Below are 22,250 nucleotides of genomic sequence, written 5' to 3' on the forward strand. Positions count from 1 at the left end.
CTGCGGTCTCCCTGAAACCAGCCATTCGTTCATCCAACCCAGCGCAACAATGCCTAGCCAGATGGAATTGCCTGCGCGGTGGCACAAGAGGCACAGCGCGACGCTGGGTTTCGTAGTTGAGTGCAAGAAACACCTCCCAACCTCGCGGGATGACTCTATGGCATGCTCAACCCAGGCGACCGTGATGGCCGGTGCGCAAAGCGCTTCCCGTTCCATTGCGTCTTCGGCACGCATCTGTGACGGCGGTGATGACCAGGTTCACCGCCTCAATTGATTGCCAGTATCATTGTGCGACGCCGTTGTGTGAGGGATGCGGGCAACGTTAGCAAGGTGGAACAATCCGACAGCCGGCGAGTTTCTAAGTTGAAGGGCGCCTGTTTCGGAGGAAGTTATGAAACGCGTCCTTGCCCAAAATGCGGTCCGACTGATGCTGGGCGGCGTAACCGCCTGTCTGCTCACGGTCGTCGAGATTCCCAACCCGATTATGCCATTGTCGCTTGTGTCCGAGGCGATGGCTGCCACCCAGGTTTCGATCAGCACATTCTACGAAGACCTGTCTTCCCATGGTGATTGGGTTTCGTACCACGGCGCGTCCGTTTTCGTGCCGGTTGATGTACCTGACGATTGGCGTCCGTATACCGTTGGACACTGGGCCTATACCGATCAGTATGGCTGGCTGTGGGTATCCGACGAGCCATTCGGCTGGGCGACGTACCATTACGGCCGGTGGGGCTATGCCGACGATATCGGCTGGTACTGGGTTCCGGGCACTCGTTGGGCGCCAGCATGGGTGAGTTGGCGTCGTGACAGGGAGCACATGATTTGGGCTCCGCTGCCGCCGCGCCGCGATCCGGATTTGATCTCAATCGAGGTGACCTTCGACACGACGCCTGATTATTACTGGGTTGTGGTCCCCACCCGCGAATTCCTTGCTGCCGACATTTCTACCGTCGTTATCCGTGATGAGCCGGAGTTTGTGCGCATCGTCGAGGCGGCCGAGCCGGCCGGCGACGTGACGATCCAGAACAATGTGGTGATCAACAAAATCATTAATGTCGATGTGATCGAAAAAGAGACGAACCAGAAGGTGACTACCGTCAAGGTTAGCAAGACCGACGCGCTCGAGCAGTCCGGCAAACTGGAAAACAATACGGTCGCTGTCTTTGAAGGTGAGGTGAAAGCCGACCCTAAGGCCAAACCAGCCAAGCTCAAAGACATTGACGAGGTAAAGCAGGTTCAGGCTAGCCGGAAATCGAAGCCGACCGAAGGCGCTGCAACGACCGAGCAGGCTAAGCCCGAAGGCACCACCAAGCCTGAGAAGCCAAAGGTCGGCGAGCAGCCGGCCACCGAGCAACAGCAGGCCGAGCCCGGCAAAACGGCCAAGCCTGAGAAGCCGAAGGCCAAGGAGCAGCCGGCCACCGAGCAGCAGCAGGCCGAGCCGGAGCAAGCGGCCAAGCCTGAGAAGCCGAAGGGCAAGAAGCAGCCCGCCGCCGAGCCGCAGCAGGCCGAGCCGGAACAGGCGGCCAAGCCTGAGAAGCCGAAGGCCAAGAAGCAGCCCGCCGCCGAGCCGCAGCAGGCCGAGCCCGAGAAGCCGAAGGCCAAGAAGCAGCCCGCCGCCGAGCCGCAGCAGGCCGAGCCCGAGCAGGCGGCCAAGCCTGAGAAGCCGAAGGCCAAGAAGCAGCCCGCCGCCGAGCCGCAGCAGGCCGAGCCCGAGCAGGCGGCCAAGCCCAAGCCACAGAAGCAAAAAAACAAGGCGTGCGATCCGCAGACTGACGCGAACTGCTAGCTGTGCGCGGCACCGCGATTATTCCATCGCGGTGCCGCTGAACGGCAATGCGCGAAAAACTGCGAACCCTCGCCACTTTCCTTCGCTGCTGCCTGCTCTCTCTATACCGGCTGGAAGCGCGGAACGCCCGTCAACGAACACAGGGTAGACATGCAACCCCAAGAGGGTGAAACGTCACCTCGCCCGAGGCTATTTCGAAAGGCCTGACATCTGCCGAGACAAACCTAGGATGGGTAACAGACAGAGGTCGTTATCCAGAAACTGCCATGAGCACCCGCGGTGCCGACTTTCTATACAAATGGATTTCCGAACATATGCCGGAAGGGCCAACCGACGAGCCGGGCCGGCTTGTGACCGATATGGCAGACCAGGCCCTGCGGGCCGCCGCCGTCGAAGGCATCCCAATTCAGGAGATCGATGAAGAGATCGGTAGCGTTTATGAAGCGATCATTCATGCCGTTGAACATCGCGACGGCGGTCTCGCGGGTTAAAGATCTTGTGGTTGCCTCAGGCGGTTCCGCAATATCTAAATTTCCTAAATTAGCTACGTCTTATGGAACTTTGGTGCGGCCCTTTCATTTTCATCCGCATGCGAGCCTCTGTGATCCAAAGCGTCGGGACGGGAGTGAACGCGTCGCCGCGCTACTCGCTGGTCCTGCCGATATATAATGAAGAACAAGTGCTGCCGCGACTGATCGAAAGGATCAGGTCACTGATCAGTCGGCTGGACGGAGAGACCGAGGCGATTTTTGTCGATGACGGTAGTCATGACGGCAGCGTCAAATACCTTCGGCGGGTGGTCACCGCCGAACCTCGCTTCCGGCTTATCGAGCTTTCCCGCAATTTCGGACACCAGATTGCGATCACGGCTGGCATGGATGCTGCTGCGGGGGATGCCGTCATCGTCATGGATGCAGACCTGCAAGATCCACCGGAGGTCGTTCTTGATCTCGTAGCAAAGTGGAAGGAAGGTTTCGAGATCGTCTATGCCCGCCGTGTCAAGCGAGAGGGCGAATCCAGGTTCAAGCGGCTTAGCGCCGATCTTTTCTACCGTTTCCTGGAAAAGATGACGCCGGTCAACATCCCGCGCAACGTCGGGGACTTCCGCCTGGTCGGCCGCCATGCGCTGGATGTTTTCAGACACATGCCTGAACATGATCGCTTCGTCAGGGGCATGTTCGGCTGGATGGGATTCAAGCAAGCGGCGGTGCAATTCGAACGCCCCCCGAGGACCATCGGCCAGACCAAATACCCTTTCTGGAAGATGATGCACCTTGCCGTCCACGCCGTTGTCGGCTTCTCGGAAAAGCCGCTCCACTTTGCGCTTTGGGGCGGATCGGCCATTTCCGCACTTGCGCTGACCTTTGGCGCTTATGCCGTGTTCGCCTGGATTTTTGGAACCGGCGTCATTGCCGGCTGGACGTCCACCGTGGTGATCGTATCGTTCCTGTGTGGCATCAATCTTTTCATGACCGGCGTGGTCGGCCTCTATGTCGGTAGCATCCACGCCGAGGTGAAACGCCGCCCTCTTTACGTGATCAATCGGCTTACCGGCTTCGACGAGCCGGTGCGTGCCATCGCTGATGGGCGCCGGAGATCATTTCGCAAGCCCAAGAACGGAGTCGCTCCCAGTGTCCGAACTCTTCGACAGCTATAGATCCAGTTATGCAGAGACGATCGATGGGTCGATCCGCTTTTCGGGACTCAAGCATGATTTCTTTTTGGTCGCAAAGGCCGACCTGCTGCGGCGCCTAGTCGCCGAGCGAGGACTTCGTCGCCGGGGAGCCATGGTGCGGGCGCTTGATGTCGGCTGCGGTGTCGGTTCGCTCCATCCTTATCTAGAGGGCGCTTTCGAGCGCCTGGATGGCTGCGACGTCTCGCAAGGGTCGATCCAGCGCGCCAGCGAGGACAATCCGGGCGTCGTCTATAGAACATGCACCACGACAAGCCTGCCTTATGACGACTGCGTGTTCGACTTGGCTTTTGCCAGTTGTGTTGTTCATCATGTTTCGCCCGCATCCTGGCTCGATTTTTTTCGCGAGATGCGACGCGTCGTGCGGCAAGGCGGCGTCGCCTGCATCATCGAGCACAATCCCTATAATCCGCTGACGCGTCTGGCGGTGGTCCGGTGTCCGTTCGACCAAGACGCGGTCCTGCTCAACGCGGTCACAGCAGCGGCCCTCTTTCGCCAAGCAGGCTTTAGGGAGGTTCGATCCGAGCACTTCCTGCTGCTCCCGTCGGCCGGCGGGTTCGCCAGAAAGGTTGAACGTGCCCTGGCGCTGCTGCCGCTTGGAGCCCAGTATGCGTGTAGCGGGCTTGTCTGAGCATCGGTCTGCCGGCGCCGCCGCCCTAAAGCTTCTGGCGCGCTTCGGCCTGGTCGGCATCGTCGCCACAATCCTGTATGCCGCCTTGGCAGCCGCCTTTGTCAAATCGGAACAGTTCGGCTTCAGCCCCGTCCGAGCGTCCCTTGCAGCTTACGCAGCCGCGGCGTTGTTTTCCTATCTCGCGCACAGGTCAGTAACCTTCATATCGCGCGGGTCGCATAGATCAGAGGCTCCGCGTTTTCTCTTGCTGGCGGCGATCGGCTTGGCTGTCGCCTATGGCGCGCCGGCGCTTTTGACGGCGAAGCTGGGCCTGCCGCTCATCTTTCCCATCATGATTACCTGCTTGCTCGTGCCCGCGATCAATTTCGTCGTGCTCGACCGATGGGTCTTTGCAGAACACATTCCCGATCAGTCCGGCGATGGCTGATGGGTGATCCGCCAGAAAGATTTGTACTAAAGCAGTTCACCGTTTCGCGGAAACGATGAACTGCTCCAAAGCCGCTTGCTGAATCACGGCTTCCAACGCAAGGAACGATCCGTGATGTGCCACCTACGCCGGTGGTGATCATCGAGCATCGCGGGGACCGGTGACGCTCGAAGACACCTTCAAGCGGTTCAGGGCCTGGCGCAAAGCGAATGGTTTGTCGCCGCAGACAAGCCCTACTTTCATTGATCTTCCGTTCCGAAAGGGAGCCCTGCGTCCCGGACCGATCAGCCGATCGAGGCGAACGACGCGCAAATGAAAGCTGGCGTGACCCCGGCGGACGCTGCGCAGTGCTGCAATGATCTCGAGCCGCCGCGCTCTACCTTGTCGCGATTGGCTGCCGGCCAGCGGCGAGGAGGCACGCGACTTCCCGAACTATTGCCAACGCTGGCTGTCCTCCATCCGGGAGGTACAGGCACATGAGATAATCACGGAACTGTTGTGCTGCTGAAATAGGGCAACTCCAGAAAATTGTGAAGGGGCGTTTCCGTCCGGAATTGCGTCAAATCAAAGAGTTAGAGCACTTCATCGCTTCCGCAAAACGGCGAAGTGCTCTAGCCGGCGTCCAGCCGAAACGATACCAATTTAATGGCGCGTTTGTAGATCTTGCTGGCGGCCGGGCTTGGCGGAATCCCGTCGCGATAATCGAAAGTCACTTCGAGTACCTTTGCGCTGGCAAACGCTGCGTGCGGGATTGCGAACGAGATCGTCGTCGGGTCTTTGCTCGACAGTGTTACCTCGTGTACCCGAACTCCGTTCACCGAGATCATTACCCTTTGAGTGGTCTGTGGTGGACGAATGACGGCGGACATTTGTAGCGTTGCCGTTAGCCCGTCGCGAAGCGAAGGTATTTTCAGTCTTAACCGAGAGGTCTCGCCCAGCGAATGGGTTCCGTCGGCTACCGGGCCCGACCAACCGCAGACCATCATGCCGACTGCTTGTTTGGCGCCGTCGGACCGAAACGATACCGTCTGGCTAGGAGTGTAGCTGCCAACCGCATCGCGATTGAGGCAGGTCGTCGTGCGATCGATGTAATAGGCCCGATAATCGGCGTTGACATCTGGATTGAGAGCGAGTGCGAGGATGATGATCTCGGACACGGCCAGAACCAACGCCAGCGCGTAGCCGCCAGTCGAGGCAGCACGGCCACAGGGTGACAGGCTGTCAGACCAGGGCAAGATAGCCTCCAATCCACGCCAAAGTCATGAAATAACATGCGCTCAGGAAAAGAGCCAAAATCACGAGATAAGTCAGCTTCGATACCGACAGCAGCTCGGCAATCAACATCATCAGCGGCGCAAGCCCAATGACGTATCTAACCATGGAAGCCAGGTTGGTGATCAACGGCAGGATGATGCTGCTCGCACAGAAGAGCGCAGCGCCATATCGCCTGCGAGCCGCCAGAACGACCGATAGGGTCAGCCCTATGATCGCTGCGAGCGCGCTCCATTGCGGCGCCGTGGGCAGCCATCCTTTTGTCGGCACAGCAGCGAGACCGTCCCATAGAAAAAGGAGCGGATCGCCAGCAACCCGCCCAAACGCGCGCTGGACGTGCATGAACGCAAACCCGTCCCCGACAGTGAGATACAAAAAGAGCATGTAAGCAAACAAGCCGGCGGGCGAGATGAAGATAGCTACGAGCATATCCGGACGACCAAGCACCCATCGCGGGAAAGACACCGCCGACCCGCCCTGCTGGCGGTGCTGCTCGAACATTTGGATGACGATTGCAAACACAGCAAGGACCCCGACCAGCCTCGTTGCCGACAGCAAAGCGCATGAAACGCCAGCGGCCAGGTAGTTGGATCGCTTGAGCGCCAAAAAGACGCACGACGTCAGGAGCACGAATAGAGGTTCGGTAAGGAACGTGGTGAAGTGGAAGGAGAACGGGCCGCTAAGCAGGAATGCGCAATACAGTATATAAGCGCGCATGTTCTTCTCCAGAAGTGGCCATGCCACAATGCAGGCGGCGTAGCTGCATGCAATCGAGGTGATCGTCGCGATCAGAATCGTGGAAAAAGGGAAAGCAAACCTAAGAGTCGTCACGAGCATGGGATACAATGGAAAGAAGCCCCAGCGTCCGACGTTGCTTTGGCCTGGAATGGGAAAACGCTCGTAGCCGTGTTCGGAAATGTCCACATACCACGCGCAGTCCCACCTGCAGAGCGCACGCGCATAAGCTTCGAAGCCTGGTATGGCCGAGACTGATTGGAATGCAGCATACCGAATGACAAGCCCGCTGATCATGAACAGGAGCGGAACCGCAGCGGCGATGACCCAAAGACGACCGCCAGCGTTGGCGCGGGCCATGTCTCCAAGCGCCAGTTGTGTCTCCACAGGTGATGGCGCCACACTCTGCGATGGCGAGCCTGGGTCGATGGCGCTGCCAGCCATAAAATCGGTCCATCGAAAGCGTCAAGTTCGTCAGCCAGACTTGAAGCCCCCGTCTGCGACTTGATGTTAAGGATCAACGATGCCGCGCCGCTTCGGTTCCTTCTGCAGCAGGAAGTCGTTGGGTCAGGTCGACCGATCACACCAGCCGAACAAGGGAGCGAGATTTCACGCTTCAACGGCATCTTTTCCTCACAACGGGCGGCCTTCTTCATCGACATGCATGGCTCAGTGGGCCGGCCGCTGGGTACCCCCTCCGATGACGGCCGCCTTGAAAGCGATCTCCATCCGCCAAGCCTTTTGGCGCTAAAGCGGATGCTCTCTGGTGGCTAGTTGCGCTATAGCAACTGACGGAGGCATCGTGGCGCGTCCGGAACGAAAGCTTGTGGCGGTTTTGGCAGCGGACGTAGCTGGCTACTCGCGTTTGATGCGGGCCGAGGAGGCCGGGACTCTCTTCCATCTATAAGCACTGCGCGCCGAAGTAATCGATCCAAAGATCGCGCAATTCAAGGGTCGGCTGGTCGGCACCGCGGGCGACAGTCTGTTGATCGAGTTTCCCAGCGCCGTCGATGCGTTGCAGTTCGCGGTTGAGACGCAAGGAAGACCGGCGCACAATCGCGTTCAATCCTAACTACGCGGATGCCGATCGCCCCTGGCCCCCAAACAAGAGTAAGGGTGCCCCGAGGGGCGTGAGAAGCAAGCCTTGGTCGCGCAAGAGCGATTCCTTGCACTCGGAAGGTCCCAGTCCTGACTGGACACCGCCGCCAATTGACCGGTATCGTCAATATGCTCATCAAGCTAGTGCATCAGCGCCGGCCTAGCTGCCAACGTGGAGCGCAAAGTGCTCGAGGAACCGAACCGAAATCCTGGGTCCCATCGCTATGGGAAACCGAGTTTGTGGTGGCCACCGCCGCAGCTTTGATGGCCCGTGGGCCTGATCAGCCGGATTTCAGAATTCTGTTCGGAGAGACACCACCATGAACACCATGCATTCCGTGCAAGCCCGGAAGACTTTCCTTGCCGTGACTTTTTCGTCCGGCGAAATTGTCGGCTATCCGTGGCTTTGGCTAAAGGACAATGCGCCATCGGCGTTTCACCCAGTAACCGAGGAGCGCGTATTTGACCTGACCAGCGTAGATACATCGCTTAGACCTCTCCGCGTAGAGGAGAAAAACGGCGTAGTAAGAATCGTCTGGTCGCAAAAGGATGAAGAGGAATTTCCCCGTCAGTTCTTTGAATCCTATCGTCCGGGCAAAAAGCGGAACGATCCGGCCGATATCGCTCCGATACTTTGGGACGGCTCAATCGAGCTCGATTCGATACCGGGTCGATCTGCCGGAGACATCTTTCAGGACGACGCCGGTCTGCTTGTCTGGTTGAAGGCGACGGCTGCCTACGGGCTCTCGATTGTCGATTCGCTTGCTGATGATCCAGACGCGGGGCGGCGCATGGCGGAACGAATTGGTTTCCGGCGCCAGACAAACTTTGGCACCATGTTCGAAGTCGTGTCGATGCCAAATCCGAACAACTTGGCTTATACGCCGGTCGCACTCCCGCTACATACTGATCTCGCAAACCAGGAGCTGCCGCCGGGCTATCAGTTCCTGCACTGCATCGCGAACGGAGCTGAAGGCGGGGGCTCGATTTTTGCGGACGGGTTTGCAGTCGTAGCGGCGTTGCAGACCGAAGATCCGGAAGCCTACCGTTTGTTATGCGAGATCGAGATCCCATATCGTTTCCACGACAGAGAGTATGACCTGCGCGGAAGATTTCCGGTGATTGTTACTAACCGGCGGGGCGAAGTGACAGAGTTGCGGTTCAATGCCCATCTTGTCGATGTGATCGATCTTCCCTCGGAGATCTGCGTGTCGTTTTATGCAGCCTATCGCAAACTGATGATGATGATCCGCAGCCCGCGGTTCCGAATTTCCTATCGCCTCAAGGCGGGCGAGATGGCGGTCTTCGACAATCGCAGGGTGCTGCATGGCCGGGAGGCGTTCAACCCGAATACGGGGCGCAGACATTTGCGGGGATGCTATGTCGATCGTGGTGAGTTTCTAAGCCGCATTCGCGTCCTCTCGCGATAGAGAAGGATAACGCAAAATGACATCGACCTGCCGAAAGGTTCGACGTCGGCCGGTTCTTTCGCGCGGGCAATACCGCACGGCGTCTGCGCTGATGTAAACCAGATCCGTGACGTCACCATCCGACACCTCATCCTCTCAGATTAAGGTGTTGCGACGATCGGTTGAACCCGCCGCCCAATTGCCGCCGTTCTGCAATGCGCCCAATGTCGGTCATTTCGGCCGAGATGGCCGCCGACCAAAGCGGACATTGCTGGTGCCTATGCTGAGGCCGCGGTTGCGCCAGATGCGGTGGTCGACGCTCAGCAACCATGTGCTCGACGGTCCGCTCCTGTAGCGGCTGTCAGCGCGCTTCGAGATGATGCCTCCGAGTCCCATCCTGCCGGCGAAGCGGAAGACCGCAAGCGCACTGCCCTCGAAATGCTCGCTGTATTGGATCTTGCCGAGGCCAGGCTCAACCAGCTGCCGCAGCGCCTCCTTGCGCCGCAGCAGCGGCAGGGAGGCTAGATCGCGGCCGTCGAGATGGAGGATATCAAACGCAACGAACACCAGCCGGCTCGGCTCGTTCCAGATCGCGCTTTCCAGCGCAGGGCAATCGGGGTCTTCCTGCTCGCGTGGCACAATGACCTCACCGTCGAGAATGGCAGTCCGGCATGGTAGATCGACGGCCAGTGCGATGAGCCAGTATTTCGTGGTCCAGTCACGGCCGTTTTTGCTGTAAAGTCGGACGCCGCCATTATCAATGATGACCTGCGTTCGGTAGCCGTCGAGATTGGGCTCGTGGACCCATCCCTCATCTGCAGGCGGCAGATCCACACGAATCGGGATCTGCGGCGGAATAAACTCCAGCCGGCCGCCATTGACCTTGGCACGGTTACTCAATGACGCCACCTTTGATCGCGCAACGGCGGCTGACCGGCACAGGCAGCACGACAGCACCCCAACATGATGCCCGCCACCTGTGCCGAGCCCCCGCCAAGCCGCTGCGAACATCTGCGCACAAGGCCGATTTGTCGTTAGCTTCGCATCCTAATACTTGTCCTGGCGTACATATCTCGCTCGGTGCGGGGCTCTTACACCGTTCCCGACCGGCTTAATGCTGTCCGGATTGCCGCCAGCCTACGTAGCTCTTGCCGTTCGTCAGTTCACGGAAACGCACACCGCTCTCTTTGTTTTTAGGTCAATCGGGGAACCGTTGATGCTTTCCTGGATTGCGATTTTCGGACAACCTTGGTCAGTCCATCAAAAGCACCACCGCAGGATGCAGCTTCTTCAGATTAGGCAATGATTTCGATTGCCAGGGTATATCGGGCGTTCCACGCACGACAAGCCGAACATCGGGATGCTTGCGCACCTCGATGGCAAATTTCGCCAGCAGGTTGATGCCGGAAGAGTTAAGGAAGTGAAGGTCCTTCAGATTGAGCGTAATACAGGCGGGTTTCGAGGCAAGAACACTGGCCGCCAACGCCGCGATAGGCGCACCGGCGTCAGAACTTGCAAGCCGCATTGTGCCATAAAAGAAAATTTCGCTTTCTTCAGTCCACACGCGGTAGTCGTCTGTCTTGATTTCCATAGCTTGGCATCGTCTCATCTAGTTGTGAATTTGCGAGATCGGAATGGAGGCGTATGTCTCCACGCAAATCCGATCGCTTTCGTCGGCGGCGCTGAATATCCAAGCTAGGCGCGCGCCGTAGTCGCTCATCAACGTCAGCAATCCTAGTCCGGAGCCTCCTATGCCGGGGTTGGCGGCATTGGCTTCAATTCGCTGTATTAGCAGGTCCATAGGGTCGCCAACCGTGATGTCCGCCAGGAGGCTTTGGAACTCAGACGCATCTTCGCCATCGACGTCATTCGACACCTTGAGCTTGAAGCACTCCAAATCCATCGACGCCTCGATCACGATCTCACCCGGTGCACGAAACTTGACGGCATTTTCGATGAGTTCGTTGACCAGATATCCAATGCTGTGCCGCACTTCCATGTAGTCATTGCGGGAGGATCGGAAGCGCAACGCGAAAAGATCGGCGATGAAGTCTGAGGTCGTGGCACAATGACGCCAACTTAAGTCGAGAGGGCCGTCGAACAGCCGCACTCGACTGATGCTCTCCTTCATTCCGATCGCGATATCGGGGGTCCCGAACAGCGTTGTCATGCTATGTGTGCCTTATGATTACGAGGGTAATGTCGTCGTGGATCTTCTGGATCCCGATATGGGCCATCAGATCGTCGATGATGCCGGTCTTGATGTCCTCGGCGCTGCTGCCGTGACGCTTTTGCGCACTCCGGCAGAGGCGCTCGAACCCGAACAGAGTTTTGTCCTGATCCTCGGCCTCGGTCACACCGTCGGTGTGGAGCACGATCACGTCGCCGCTCCCGAACAGGATGTCACGAGTGGCAATGAACTTCGAGATGTCGCTCTCCAGGCCAACCGGCAGACCCAGATCAATCGTATCGATACGTTCGACTGCCCCATCCGCACGCACGACGAGAACGTCCTCATGCTGGCCGGATAGCGTTACCCGCTCGTCCTCGAAGTCAAGGAAGGCCAGCGAGAGATGCTTGCCGCTGTTCGTCCGCTCGATGTTCTTGTAGATAGCCCTGTTCAATCGATCGAGAAACTGGTGCGGATCCCCCTCGTTGGTCTCCTGCAACGCGCGTGCAACGGATTGGACCATCAGCATCAGCACGCCGCTCTCGAGACCATGACCGGTGACGTCGCCGATGCCGATCTTGACCCGTGGCCCATTCTGCAGGACGTCGTAATAGTCGCCGCCGACCTCGTCGGCTGGCCGCATGTACGCTGCGATCTCCAGCCCCGGAATCGCCTCGAGTTCGATTTGCTTCGGCAGGACCATCATCTGGATCTGCCTGGCGACCGCCAGTTCGGCACCAAGGCGGACGTTCTCGTCCTGGAGCTTTTCGTTGAGCGCGGAAATCTCCTGATTTGCGTCCCCGAGTTCCTTGGTTCGTTCGTCGACGAGTTGCTCGAGGTTTTCCGTGTGAAAGCTGATCTGCTCGGCCATCCGGTTGAAGGCGATCCCTGCCGCTCCAACCTCGTCGCGCGTTGGAATGCTCACGCGGACTGAATAGTCTTTGGACTGGAGCCGCTGGGCAGCGCTGGCAAGCGCTCTGAGGCCCGCAGTGATTCGCTTCGAAATTCCGAGCACAGCGGCAAAAACAATCAGAAGCGAAACGGCGATCGCGGCGATCTGGAAGAGCAGTATACGGTTGGTCGCGCGGGAAATACTCTTCTGCGCGGCGAACAGGGATGCATAGATCTCCCGTTCGGGAACGACGATCCCGACCGACATCATTTCGGACTTGATTGGTCCAGAACTCCACAGATTGGTCGGCTTCAATCTTTTGAGAACAACGATGTAGGGTACGCGTTCGCCCTTGTCATCGAGCATGATATGCTGAATGACACCGTCATTGTTCTGGTCGAGAGGCAGCGACGCGATAGCTGGCTGCGTGCTTCCCCGCAGGGATCTTTCCAGGCCGGTGACGCCCTGGGCGCCCGCATCGCTCGATGACGTCAGGCCGATGATCGCTTGCCCCGACGGATTGATCGCCACCACGTTGCCGGTCGACATCGTGAGGAAGCCGAACCCGGTTTCAGCGATCTTCACACGTTCGACGACTTCCGCGAGTTGATCGAGAGTGATATCCGCTCCCGCCGTACCGGCGATGCCGGTGCGATCGCGCGTCCACAACGGGTGGAAAAAGCTGACGATCAGCTTTCCCGTGATCGCGTCCGTGTAAGGCGCTGTCTGGGTGATATCGTCAGGAACCGGACGCGAGGCCGAATCCCTGGCCCATTGCTGCCATGATCCATAGATTCCGGGAAAGAAAAACTCCCAGAACTCCGCCTTGTTGTGCCCTGGGTAAAGCCGGTCGAAGGTCTGTGCCTGGTCCGTATACGGTACCGTCCTGAAGATCGGCCGTTCTTTTGGACCAATATAGTACATCTGCAGTTTGGACGCCCCGCTGGCCATGAGCGCTGGCGCAACGAGGTCCAACACGGTGCTGTCTTCTATTTCCCGTTGAACGCTTGGCAGCGGAGTGTGGTCGGCGCCCAGCAGGTAGCCCCAGACGCTGACCACGGAAGGCGCGCCCGGCAGGTTCTGCGCCCAATCGCCACGCGCGTCGTAGACCACCTTCATGGAGCCGGGCGTCTCCTCCGAAAGCGTGGCTCCGACCTGTTGCTGCCGGCCTGGATCGTCGATTTGAGCCTGTAGCACGCCGGCCAGGGCCTTGACGTCGCCATGGACTCGATCGAGCAGCAGGTCGACGCTCAGCGCTGTCGATTCGGCGTAGGAACGAATGTATTCCTGATTTGCGGTCGTAAGGCCCTCGCCGACTTCCGATGTGGCATCGCGCGAAAGCTTTTGAACGTTCCAAAGCGCCAGGCCACCGCTCAAAAGGAGGTCGAACAGTACGGCGCCGCCAACGACCAATACGAATTTTGCTCGAAATGAGCGCAGGCCGAAGCGCGGTGTACGCTCATCGTCTGCTTTCATTGCGGCCGTCGCCCCGATGCGACCCAGATGGGCCAGCCCGCATAACCCTTGGGGTGGAGCGCAGCGAAAATGTGGTCCTCGAAGCCCTGCCGGAACCGTGCGACGAACTCCGGTCCATCGCCGCGCTTGGTCGCCATCTCGCCCGCATAGACATCCGACCAGGCCGCAATGACGTCGGCGAAGTCCTGCGGATCGCCGTCCAGGTTAGTGACCATGAAGGTCTCCACGCGGATGTCGTCGAATCCGGCTTCCACCAGGTATCGCCGGCTCTTGGGCCCAAGCTCGACGTCCATCTCGAAATGCCCGAAGAGCTTCGCCACCTCGTTGTAGGTCCAGCGAATGCTTTCGGCGCGCGGCTCGCCGAGGCAATGCGAATTCTTCTCGTTGGTGATATAGACCCGCCCGCCTGGCTTACATATACGGTAGAGCTCCTTGAGGATAAGTTCAGGTCGATTGAAGATTTGCAGGGAATGTCGGCAGGTGACCAAGTCGAACTGCCCTTCATCGAGCAGCATCTCCGACGCATCGCCATAGGTATACTCGATGCCCCGGATGTCGAACTCCCGCATCACACGTCGAGCATAGTTCAGGCTTGACATGGAGTGATCGAGGGCGACGATCCGCGATGGCTGAAACTCCTTCTGCGCGAGCACGGCGAAATCACCGATTCCGCAACAGATGTCAGCCATAATGATCCCGGGCCTCATGCCGTGTCGCGGCAAGATTGCGCGCTCGTGGCGCCATGTCATCTTTGTCTGAGTGCGCAGGATCGGTACGAACCCGCCTTCCTCAAGGAAACCCTGCCCCGGATAGAATTCGGTGTCATACTCCTCGACCGTGATGTTCGGTTCTATGCCGCTCAGGCGACCGAATTTTCGCGAGGTCCATCCGACGACGCTTGACGTGATGACGACGAATTTGAGATCGGGTCGAGCGCGACAAGCGTCGATGATGATTCTCGAAAAGGTGTGAAACGCAGCATTGTTCATCTGCGTCAGGCGCCTGACATTGACGTAGAGAACGCCGCGCACGCGGCCGATCGCATCGCGAAGCAACGCTATGCTGGGCCCAAGCTCATCAATCGCCTGAGGCCGGACCACTCCCGATATGCAAAACTCCTGGTTATTGGCGTCGTATTGCACCTTGAAGCGCGGGAGAAGGTCGTAAGGGCTCAATTTTGCAAGCTCTCCAGCGGAAGATCCACGACAAGCTTGATTGCATCGCCCTCGGCTTCCTCGATCCAGAGTGTCGCGTTGTAGTCCACAGCCAGTTCCAGGAGTACGACATCACGGCTGGGCGCGAGATCCCCAGACACCGAATTGAGGTATCGCTCTGTGGCCTCTTTTCCTGCGAGTTGCGACACGGCTTCTTCGTAGAATTGCCGCTCCTCAGGCACGCAAGGAAATGTCAACTCGATTCTATCCGTTCCGCCATGCCGAGACACCTTGCATGCCAGTTCGCCGTCGGCATGGCGCGTGCGAAAGGCGACTTCCAGCAATTCATTTAAGGCAGCAGAAAAGAGATTTGAATGATGGACCGAGTCTGACCTGTTTTGGCTGATCATCCGGGCCATGTATGTCGAGACATAGTCGCAAAGTTTCCAAGCGGAGACAAAAGCTTTGATTTCCATGTCGATCTGGATCATCGGTGCAAAGGTCGGCTCGCCAGCCAGGTGATGATGAACGGTTCCCATTGGCTTCCTCACTTGCTCCATCATTGTTGAATCCTCGGGGTGATGGCCTCCGCGAGGACAAGGGTCACCGCGCACCTGATCAGTCAGTCTCGCACCGACTCGAAGAATTGCGCGGTATCTGCCTTGATCGTTCTGCAAATCTCCACTTCACCGTTAACAAAGGGTGCAAGGCGCTAGAGCGCCCGATTTGATCGCTCCATCGGCCGTACCACTCTCAGCGGGGACTGCCTGATGAAATCGCTGACCGCCTCGACGCCAAGTGGCCGCCCCAGGAAATTACCTTGCAGACAATCGCAATTTTCCTTGATCAGCCACCTTGCCTGTGCCGACGTCTCGACCCCTTCGGCAGTGACATTTATTCCCAGGCCGTGTGCCAGATTCATGATTGATCGCACGATCGTTTGGCTTTTGAGATCGGTGTCCAGGTCCGTGATAAAGTATTGATCGATCTTCAAGGTATCGAAGGGAAAGTTCTTGAGGTAGCTTAGCGATGAGTAGTATGTTCCAAAATCGTCGAGGGAAATTCGTATTCCCAAGACGTTCAGCGTATTCAGTGTGTCGATATTGTCGATCGTCCTCTCAAGCAGGACCGTCTCGGTTATCTCAAGTTCAAGTCTGTCGGCTTCGATTCCGACTGCGTCGATGATCTGAGCGACGGTGTCCGTCAGCGAACCGCTAAGGAACTGAACTGGTGACAGGTTCACTGCGACTGTCAGCGAGGAAGGCCACGTCATTGCCTGGCGACAGGCCTCCTCGAGCACCCATCGTCCAATGTCGTCCATCAGACCGTCGGCTTCGGCGATCGGTATGAACACGTTGGGCGGAATGATTCCAACCTCGGGGTGTCGCCACCGCAGCAGCGCTTCGAAACCGACCACTGAGGAGGGAGGCCGAATGAGCGGCTGATACTCCAAATAAAGCTCGCCCCGCGCCAGCGCGGTTCGAAGGCTGCGTCTCAGATTCTCGCGTTGCTCGAGCAAGAGCAGCATCGAGCGGTTGAATGTTCGAGCGCAGCCGCGTCCGTCTGTCTTGGCCGCGTAAAGAGCAATGTCGGCGGCTTTCATCAACTGTTCGCCATCGGTCCCGTGCTCCGGCCCGAAAGCAATTCCGATGCTCGAGCCGACGAAGACGGGAATGCCGTTGATGACGAACGGGCTCTTGAAAGCGTCGACCAGCGATCCGGCGAGGCGCTGAGCCTCTGCGGGCTGCTCCTTTCCCAATTGGATGACAGCGAACTCATCGCCGGCATACCGGTATGCGGATTCGCCGTCCTGTAACGCGTCGCGGATACGACCCGCGGCGAGTTGAAGAAGAGTGTCGCCTGCGCCATGGCCGAGCGTGTCGTTGACCGCTTTGAAATCGTCAAGGTCGATTTGCAGAAGGGCGGCTTTCGGCTTTGATCCGCCGAGGGCGGCCATTGCCCGCTGCAGCCGATCGCCGAATCGCCGGCGATTCTGTAGTCCGGTCAGCACGTCGTGCGTCGCTTGATGGAGCAGAATTACATGCTCTTGCTCCTCTACCACGCTCCGCCCATCGCGCTCCCTTGATTCGATGATTCCCACGCCATTTGCAGTGGCGAAGACGAAAGCGGACCGCGGCGATTCATCCGATGATGGTGGCAAATCAATGCTTGCCGGTGAGCCGCCATGGAACACACGAAGAAATTCGTCACGATACTTCGCATCGAGGAAACTCGGGTAGATCTCCCAAACGGCGGCACCCGGCACCACCGCGCTTCCGTACACGCCTTTGAGTTTGGCTGCGTAGTGCGTCAGACAGAAGTCGCGATCATAAAACGACAAAAATTCGGTCGTGTACGCCAAAAGGTCAGCGAACAGCGCTTCGCCGGGACGTGGTGCATCGGCTGAGGAAGGCCCCTCCCTCTCCGTGCCGACCCCTGTTGCCTCCGGGTGCAATAGCCACCTCCATAGGCGGTAAGAATCTGCGTCCCCAGTCCAGAAATAGCATGACTGTCAAGCTTCGCATACCTTCAACTCGCAATCTCAACAACAATCGCGGGCAAGGCAAGCTTCCTGTGACTGGCGGCGATAAGGATGAACAGTTGGTTAATAAACCGGGATTGGCTATATGACTGATAGCGCGGTGGACGGGACACGAAATATTCTGATTCATGCGGCGGCGTGATCTTTCCCGCCCCTATGTGACCCGCCCGCATCAACATTCCGATCCGGCAATCAGCTGCCGAGCGCCTTCAGCCAACCTTCAAAGGAAGGGGCCTCGTCGTGTCCGGCAGTCGAAACGGAGTGGGTGGGGCGCGGCAACACCACAGCGCTGCGGCCTTCGCGGGGGCTGTAACCGAATTCCTTGCTGAATGCTCGGCTGAAATTAGCCGCTGAACTGAACCCGAAGGCTTCCGCAATTTCAACAATGCGCCGGCCGTCCGCCGGATCGCTGAGCGCGACATGGGATGCCAGAAGGCGACGGCTTTGTATGTAATGGAGAACCCCACCGCTCGGTCCGAACAATTGATAGAGACGAGAGCGCGAGACGCCGAGCGCCCGGCACATTGAATCCGGTGTCAGATGAGCAGCGTCCAAATTGTGTTGGACGTATCGACGCGCTCGCTCCATCAGCGCAACACTCGCCAATTGTTCGGCGGCCGCGGCATGTTCCGCCGGAGGCGCGAGGCAGGCAATAATCATGCTGCGCGTCGCGTGAACGATGCGGGGCAGATCTTCAGCCGTGAGATTGCGCATTCTTCCTTCGATGCTGCTGAGGTAGTCCACCAAGAGGTTGGCAAAGTTGCCGGACAGAATTGAATTGTTCTTTGCGTCGAGGGTTGACGCCGCGTCCGAGAACAAATCACGTGGCAGGTAGAGGAAGAGACTTTCCGAGTCCGTTATTCTCCCTCGAAACGGATAGCCAAGCGATCTGATCTCCAATCTGCCCGGCTGGTTTTCCGCGACGCGGCGATCGACCTCCGTCCACGACCGGCCAGTACGAGGCAAGACAATATACCAGTGATCAATGGAACTGGATCGAAGCTTCGCGGTGGAGCGCACGTAGCTGTGTGCTGGCGCGCGCTGTTGAACAATCAGCATTCCACCGAAATTCCAAGCCGTGTGGTCGGCGGGAAAGCCATCGTTCAACGATTTGTCATCCGGCAATCTGACCTCGACAAGCGGCGCCATATGCGCTTGCCAAGCGGCGAATTGATCCGCTAGCGCCAGTTCGAGCGTTGAAAAGAGCAGAGGTTCGAACGCCGGCGCGAGCGATGGCGCATTCTCTTTGTGGGCTTGACCTTGGCGTGGCCAACGACGCCGATCACGGTCCCGCGGCTGCCCCGCAGAGGGCTCGTCCTGCCTGTTAGTGTCCATCGCGTGGCGCCATATCCGAATCGGGTATGCTCCATGCCCCTCTCAATCATGTGGTGTACTTCAGGCATCTGGCAAGGCTGGTGAACTCGAGTCGACCGAAAGGACGATCACGCTGGATTACGGCAAGAAATGCATTCCGAGATAAGTTTCTGGATGCGAAGCCAACGACACTCTTCAATCTGATGCGTATAGAAACGAGCATCGTCGGATACTGGTTGAGGAGACCACCGAAATGACCATAAAACTCGATAGCGAAACTCGTCGCAGGATAATTCTTGACGGATACGATAACAACGAGCCGTTGAAAAATATTGCGGCAAAGATCGGATGCTCACTGGCGAGCTTGAAAGTCACCGCCAGTAAGCTCGGTTGCACTCGAACTCCAAAGGAAGCAGCGGAATTTCGGCGCGGTTTCCAAATTCCGGAACACAAGCGACAAGATTACTACCGCCTTATGATCGCCGGACAATATAAAGCCCGCGAGTGTGCGATCATTCTAGGTTTGGTAACAGAGCAATCGTCAGGCAGCAAGTAAAATGATTTCGGTGCACTGCGGGCGATATTGCACTTATACAGCCATCGCTTTAGCGGTTCATCAGCAAAAAGCCCGCCGAAAGAACGGGTAGCGGGCTCTGAAAGGTTCGCCCAGATGCTGCGTCGGGATTTGTATCGCACCTGCCTCAGCCCTCATGATCTGGCTGTTTGCGAACGGGTGTTCGAACGGATCTGCGCGGATGAACATCTCGACCCTTTGGACCCGGACGCCGAAATCTTGGCGGTAATGGTTGTGGCCGTTTTTCGAAATGCTCACACCAGCGAGTGCGCACTGCTCGAGGCGGTCAGGTCTCGGCGGCAAAAGGCTGCGGGAATCGGGCATTAGTACACGTTGCCCAAAGGTGGCCCAGACGTTTTATTAGGGGATAGATAGACGCGATAATCCAAGGCTCGCCGCATGAATCCGTTCAGTCGCGACGCATTGTGGCCAAGTCAGAGAACTCGGAAAGCCAGCGCGGCCATGAGTTCATGGGTGGTTCCAATACCCTCCCTGCGCTGATTGAGATTTGTTTCGTGCCAGCAGACTTATCGGCCGTGATCTTGGCAGGCGTGTTGGGCCAGTTAGCGACTTCAACCCACTTATTAGCGACTTCAACCCACTTAAATGTCTGCCAGTGCTTTTTGGACGCCAGAAGCTGCCTGTCCGCTGCCGGCCCCGAAGCGGACTTTCCCGTTGCAATGACAGCTTTGCGCCGGTGGGTTCAACCGGTCATCGCAACACCTTCTGTAGCCTATCGGCCGGCGTTTCGAAGTCCAGGGTTTTTCGGGGGCGCTGATTGAGACGCAGAGCGATGGCGTCGGGCTGGTCCTGCGAGACTTGGGAGAAGTTGGTTGCCCTGGGGAAGTACTGCCTGAGCAGGCCGTTGGTGTTTTCGTTGCTGCCGCGTTGCCAGGGACTGCGCGGATCGCAGAAGTAGACCTGTAGGTCGGTTGCGACGGTAAAGCTCCTGTGACGAGCCATCTCCTTGCCCTGGTCCCAAGTCAACGAGCGTCGTAACTCTTCGGGCAATGTGCCGATCTTTTGGGCGAGAGCCGCCACGACGGTCGCCGAGTCCCTTCTGGTCAACTTCACAAGCATCGTGAACCGGCTGTGTCGCTCGACGAGGGTGGCGATGTTGGTGTCGTTCGCACCGGCGAGCAAATCACCCTCCCAATGGCCTGGTATGGCACGATCCGCCGCCTCGACCTGACCAATGGCTCGGAGCTATCTTCCTTTGGCTCGGCAGTAGTGCCAGACTGGATGGAGGGAGCACGACATGAGGGAGACCCGCAAAATAGCAGCGATCCTGGTCTCGGATGTGGTCGGCTACAGCCGGCTAGCCGGCGCGGATGAGGATCGCATCTTGGCACGACTGCGGGCGCTGCGCAGCGATCTCATCGACCCCACCATCGCCGTTCATCGTGGTCGCGTCGTCAAGCGCACTGGCGATGGGAGCCTAGTCGAGTTCAGCAGCGTGGTGGAAGCGGTGCGCTGCGCGCCGGAAGTGCAGAACGCCATGCTTGAGCGCAATGCCGGGGTGCCGGATGGTCGCCGCATTGAGTTCAGGATCGGCATTCACCTGGGCGACGTCGTGCAAGAACGCGATGGTGACCTGATGGGTGATGGCGTCAACATCGCCGCACGCCTCGAAGGCATCTGCGAACCCGGCAATGTCTGTCTTTCCGAGCAAGCCTATTGGCAGGTAAAGTCAAGGCTCGATACCGCGATTTACGATCGCGGCGCGGTTCAATTGAAGAACATCGCCGACCCGGTCAGAGTTTATTCGCTACAGGTCGGCATTCCCGCGAAGGCCGGACCCGCGCCACCGGCGGAGGCCCTCGTGCCGGAGAAGCCTTCGCCCCAGCTCGCGCTGCCTATCAAGCCGTCAATAGTCGTCCTTCCCTTTGTGAATATGAGTGCCGACGCCGAGCAGGCGTATTTCGTGGATGGATTGACGGAGGATCTGATTACCGACCTCTCCAAAGTGCCCGAGCTTTTCGTCATCGCCCGGAACTCATCCTTTGCCTATAAGGGCAGATCAGTAGACACCCGCCAGATCGCTCGCGAACTGGGCGTGAAGTATGTACTGGAGGGTAGCGCCCGACGGGTGGCGGACCGCGTTCGGATCAATGCCCAGCTCATCGATGCACCCGCCGGAGGGCACATCTGGGCGGATCGCTTCGACCGGGACCTTGCTGATATCTTCGCGGCGCAAGACGAAGTCGTCGGCAAGATTGTTGAGGGGCTCGCCGGAAAGTTGGCCGCCGCAAACCTGAAGGAGCGTTATCGGCCAACGAGCCTGGGGGCCTATGATCTCTATCTACGGGGGCGGGCTGAATGGTCACACTCCACGGAGGCGGGCGTCGCGGCCATTCCCTTGTTCGAGCGGGCCATCGCGCTCGATCCTAACTTCGCGGATGCCTATCGCTGGTTGGCGATCAGTCAGTGCGAGGCCTGGGTCTTTAGGAACCATCCGATGAATCCGCTTCGTCAGCAGTCTATGGCTTCGGCAAGAAAGGCGGTTGAACTCGATCCCGAAAATTCTGGCACGCATTGGGTGCTCGCGTTCATACTCCTCCTCGAGCGCCAATGGGATGAGTCTGCCAAGGAGTATGAGATTTCGCTCCGGCTCAATCCGAACGACGCCGATGCTTGGGCAAACTTCGGGGATCTGAAGACCTATGAAGGTCGCGGAGTAGAGGCCATTGCCTGCCTCGAGAAGGCATTGCGCCTGAATCCGCGCCCGCCGAGCTGGTATTTCTGGTTGCTCGGAGAAGCCCAATCCGCCGCCGATAAGTATGAGGAAGCAGTGAAGACGCTGAGGAATGACGCAACATATCGAACCGAATCCAGGGTTAAATTGGCGTCGATCCTGGCGGGGCTCGGCAGGTTAGAGGAAGCGCGTGAAGAGGCTTCGCTATATCTGGCAACAAATCCCCATTTCAAGATTAGCCATTGGGTCGAATCCCAGCCTTATCGCGACCTGGCCTTGCGAGACAGGTACATCGAAGGCCTTCGTAAGGCTGGCTTTCCGGAATGACCAACTTTTTTGGACGGAGCCACCATGCTGGAATCGGCCTCTGGCCCTTTTGCCA

Annotated in this window: 19 protein-coding genes and 2 pseudogenes; 9 read left to right on the forward strand and 12 right to left on the reverse strand. The window is 58.2% G+C overall.

Annotation, left to right across the window (positions count from 1 at the left end; translation table 11 throughout):
• The first annotated feature begins 391 nt into the window (after window positions 1-391).
• The 6 genes and pseudogenes from O7A70_RS00210 to O7A70_RS00235 all read left to right on the forward strand — a co-directional run.
• Window positions 392-1,786 carry a DUF6600 domain-containing protein gene (locus O7A70_RS00210; RefSeq protein ID WP_337138450.1) on the forward strand — a complete coding sequence of 465 codons (1,395 nt, stop codon included), beginning with the start codon at window positions 392-394 and terminating at the stop codon, window positions 1,784-1,786.
• A gap of 266 nt (window positions 1,787-2,052) precedes the next feature.
• Window positions 2,053-2,277, forward strand: coding sequence for a hypothetical protein (locus tag O7A70_RS00215; RefSeq protein WP_337138451.1), 225 nt, complete (start codon window positions 2,053-2,055; stop codon window positions 2,275-2,277).
• A 98-nt stretch (window positions 2,278-2,375) separates the two neighbouring features.
• Window positions 2,376-3,443, forward strand: coding sequence for a glycosyltransferase family 2 protein (locus tag O7A70_RS00220; RefSeq protein WP_337139014.1), 1,068 nt, complete (start codon window positions 2,376-2,378; stop codon window positions 3,441-3,443).
• Window positions 3,370-4,110 carry a class I SAM-dependent methyltransferase gene (locus O7A70_RS00225; RefSeq protein ID WP_337138452.1) on the forward strand — a complete coding sequence of 247 codons (741 nt, stop codon included), beginning with the start codon at window positions 3,370-3,372 and terminating at the stop codon, window positions 4,108-4,110. The genes O7A70_RS00220 and O7A70_RS00225 overlap by 74 nt, the downstream gene beginning before the upstream one ends.
• Window positions 4,088-4,537, forward strand: coding sequence for a GtrA family protein (locus tag O7A70_RS00230; RefSeq protein WP_337138453.1), 450 nt, complete (start codon window positions 4,088-4,090; stop codon window positions 4,535-4,537). The genes O7A70_RS00225 and O7A70_RS00230 overlap by 23 nt, the downstream gene beginning before the upstream one ends.
• A 107-nt stretch (window positions 4,538-4,644) precedes the next feature.
• Window positions 4,645-5,045 (forward strand): annotated as a pseudogene (locus O7A70_RS00235) (AraC family transcriptional regulator); the annotation flags it as partial.
• Between the two features lie 103 nt (window positions 5,046-5,148).
• On the opposite strand, the gene O7A70_RS00240 reads toward O7A70_RS00235, so the two are convergent.
• From O7A70_RS00240 to O7A70_RS34155, 3 genes are all read right to left on the reverse strand, one after another.
• On the reverse strand, window positions 5,149-5,772 hold the full coding sequence (locus O7A70_RS00240; protein WP_337138454.1) for a hypothetical protein: 624 nt from the start codon (window positions 5,770-5,772) through the stop codon (window positions 5,149-5,151).
• A complete protein-coding gene (locus O7A70_RS00245) occupies window positions 5,759-6,988 on the reverse strand; it encodes a hypothetical protein (protein WP_337138455.1) in 1,230 nt (409 codons plus the stop codon). The genes O7A70_RS00240 and O7A70_RS00245 overlap by 14 nt, the downstream gene beginning before the upstream one ends.
• Before the next feature lie 457 nt (window positions 6,989-7,445).
• Complete coding sequence (locus O7A70_RS34155) at window positions 7,446-7,610, reverse strand: hypothetical protein (RefSeq protein ID WP_442921145.1); 165 nt, start codon at window positions 7,608-7,610, stop codon at window positions 7,446-7,448.
• A 352-nt stretch (window positions 7,611-7,962) separates the two neighbouring features.
• Here O7A70_RS34155 and O7A70_RS00255 point away from each other — a divergent pair, with 352 nt between their 5' ends.
• Entirely contained in the window at window positions 7,963-9,072 is a 1,110-nt protein-coding gene (locus O7A70_RS00255; protein ID WP_337138456.1) for a TauD/TfdA family dioxygenase, read from the forward strand.
• A 210-nt stretch (window positions 9,073-9,282) separates the two neighbouring features.
• Here O7A70_RS00255 and O7A70_RS00260 read toward each other — a convergent pair whose 3' ends face one another.
• The 8 genes from O7A70_RS00260 to O7A70_RS00295 all read right to left on the reverse strand — a co-directional run bounded on the left by O7A70_RS00260 (window position 9,283) and on the right by O7A70_RS00295 (window position 18,620).
• The gene (locus tag O7A70_RS00260) at window positions 9,283-9,951 is read right to left on the reverse strand and encodes an ATP-dependent DNA ligase (protein ID WP_337138457.1); all 669 of its coding nucleotides are present in this window, start codon (window positions 9,949-9,951) and stop codon (window positions 9,283-9,285) included.
• Between the two features lie 352 nt (window positions 9,952-10,303).
• Window positions 10,304-10,642 carry a slr1659 superfamily regulator gene (locus O7A70_RS00265; RefSeq protein ID WP_337138458.1) on the reverse strand — a complete coding sequence of 113 codons (339 nt, stop codon included), beginning with the start codon at window positions 10,640-10,642 and terminating at the stop codon, window positions 10,304-10,306.
• An 18-nt stretch (window positions 10,643-10,660) separates the two neighbouring features.
• Window positions 10,661-11,221, reverse strand: coding sequence for a slr1658 superfamily regulator (locus O7A70_RS00270; protein ID WP_337138459.1), 561 nt, complete (start codon window positions 11,219-11,221; stop codon window positions 10,661-10,663).
• A gap of 1 nt (window position 11,222) precedes the next feature.
• Window positions 11,223-13,589 (reverse strand): SpoIIE family protein phosphatase, encoded by a 2,367-nt coding sequence (locus tag O7A70_RS00275; protein ID WP_337138461.1) that lies wholly within the window; start codon window positions 13,587-13,589, stop codon window positions 11,223-11,225.
• A complete protein-coding gene (locus O7A70_RS00280; RefSeq protein ID WP_337138463.1) occupies window positions 13,586-14,764 on the reverse strand; it encodes a methyltransferase domain-containing protein in 1,179 nt (392 codons plus the stop codon). Before O7A70_RS00280 ends, O7A70_RS00275 begins: the two co-directional genes overlap by 4 nt.
• A complete protein-coding gene (locus O7A70_RS00285) occupies window positions 14,761-15,303 on the reverse strand; it encodes a ubiquinone biosynthesis methyltransferase UbiE (RefSeq protein WP_337139015.1) in 543 nt (180 codons plus the stop codon). Before O7A70_RS00285 ends, O7A70_RS00280 begins: the two co-directional genes overlap by 4 nt.
• A 152-nt stretch (window positions 15,304-15,455) precedes the next feature.
• On the reverse strand, window positions 15,456-17,105 hold the full coding sequence (locus O7A70_RS00290) for a putative bifunctional diguanylate cyclase/phosphodiesterase (RefSeq protein ID WP_337139016.1): 1,650 nt from the start codon (window positions 17,103-17,105) through the stop codon (window positions 15,456-15,458).
• A gap of 372 nt (window positions 17,106-17,477) precedes the next feature.
• On the reverse strand, window positions 17,478-18,620 hold the full coding sequence (locus O7A70_RS00295; protein ID WP_337138465.1) for a helix-turn-helix domain-containing protein: 1,143 nt from the start codon (window positions 18,618-18,620) through the stop codon (window positions 17,478-17,480).
• A 232-nt stretch (window positions 18,621-18,852) separates the two neighbouring features.
• Here O7A70_RS00295 and O7A70_RS00300 point away from each other — a divergent pair, with 232 nt between their 5' ends.
• Window positions 18,853-19,155 (forward strand): hypothetical protein, encoded by a 303-nt coding sequence (locus O7A70_RS00300; protein WP_337138467.1) that lies wholly within the window; start codon window positions 18,853-18,855, stop codon window positions 19,153-19,155.
• Between the two features lie 721 nt (window positions 19,156-19,876).
• Here the strand turns inward: O7A70_RS00300 and O7A70_RS00305 are convergent.
• Window positions 19,877-20,349: pseudogene (locus O7A70_RS00305) on the reverse strand (IS30 family transposase); the annotation flags it as partial.
• An 82-nt stretch (window positions 20,350-20,431) separates the two neighbouring features.
• Between O7A70_RS00305 and O7A70_RS00310 the strand changes: the two are divergent.
• Window positions 20,432-22,195: an adenylate/guanylate cyclase domain-containing protein gene (locus O7A70_RS00310; RefSeq protein WP_337138469.1), complete on the forward strand. Its 1,764-nt coding sequence runs from the start codon at window positions 20,432-20,434 to the stop codon at window positions 22,193-22,195.
• Window positions 22,196-22,250 lie beyond the last annotated feature (55 nt).

Source organism: Mesorhizobium sp. Cs1299R1N1, assembly GCF_037179655.1.
Lineage (GTDB): Bacteria > Pseudomonadota > Alphaproteobacteria > Rhizobiales > Rhizobiaceae > Mesorhizobium > Mesorhizobium salmacidum.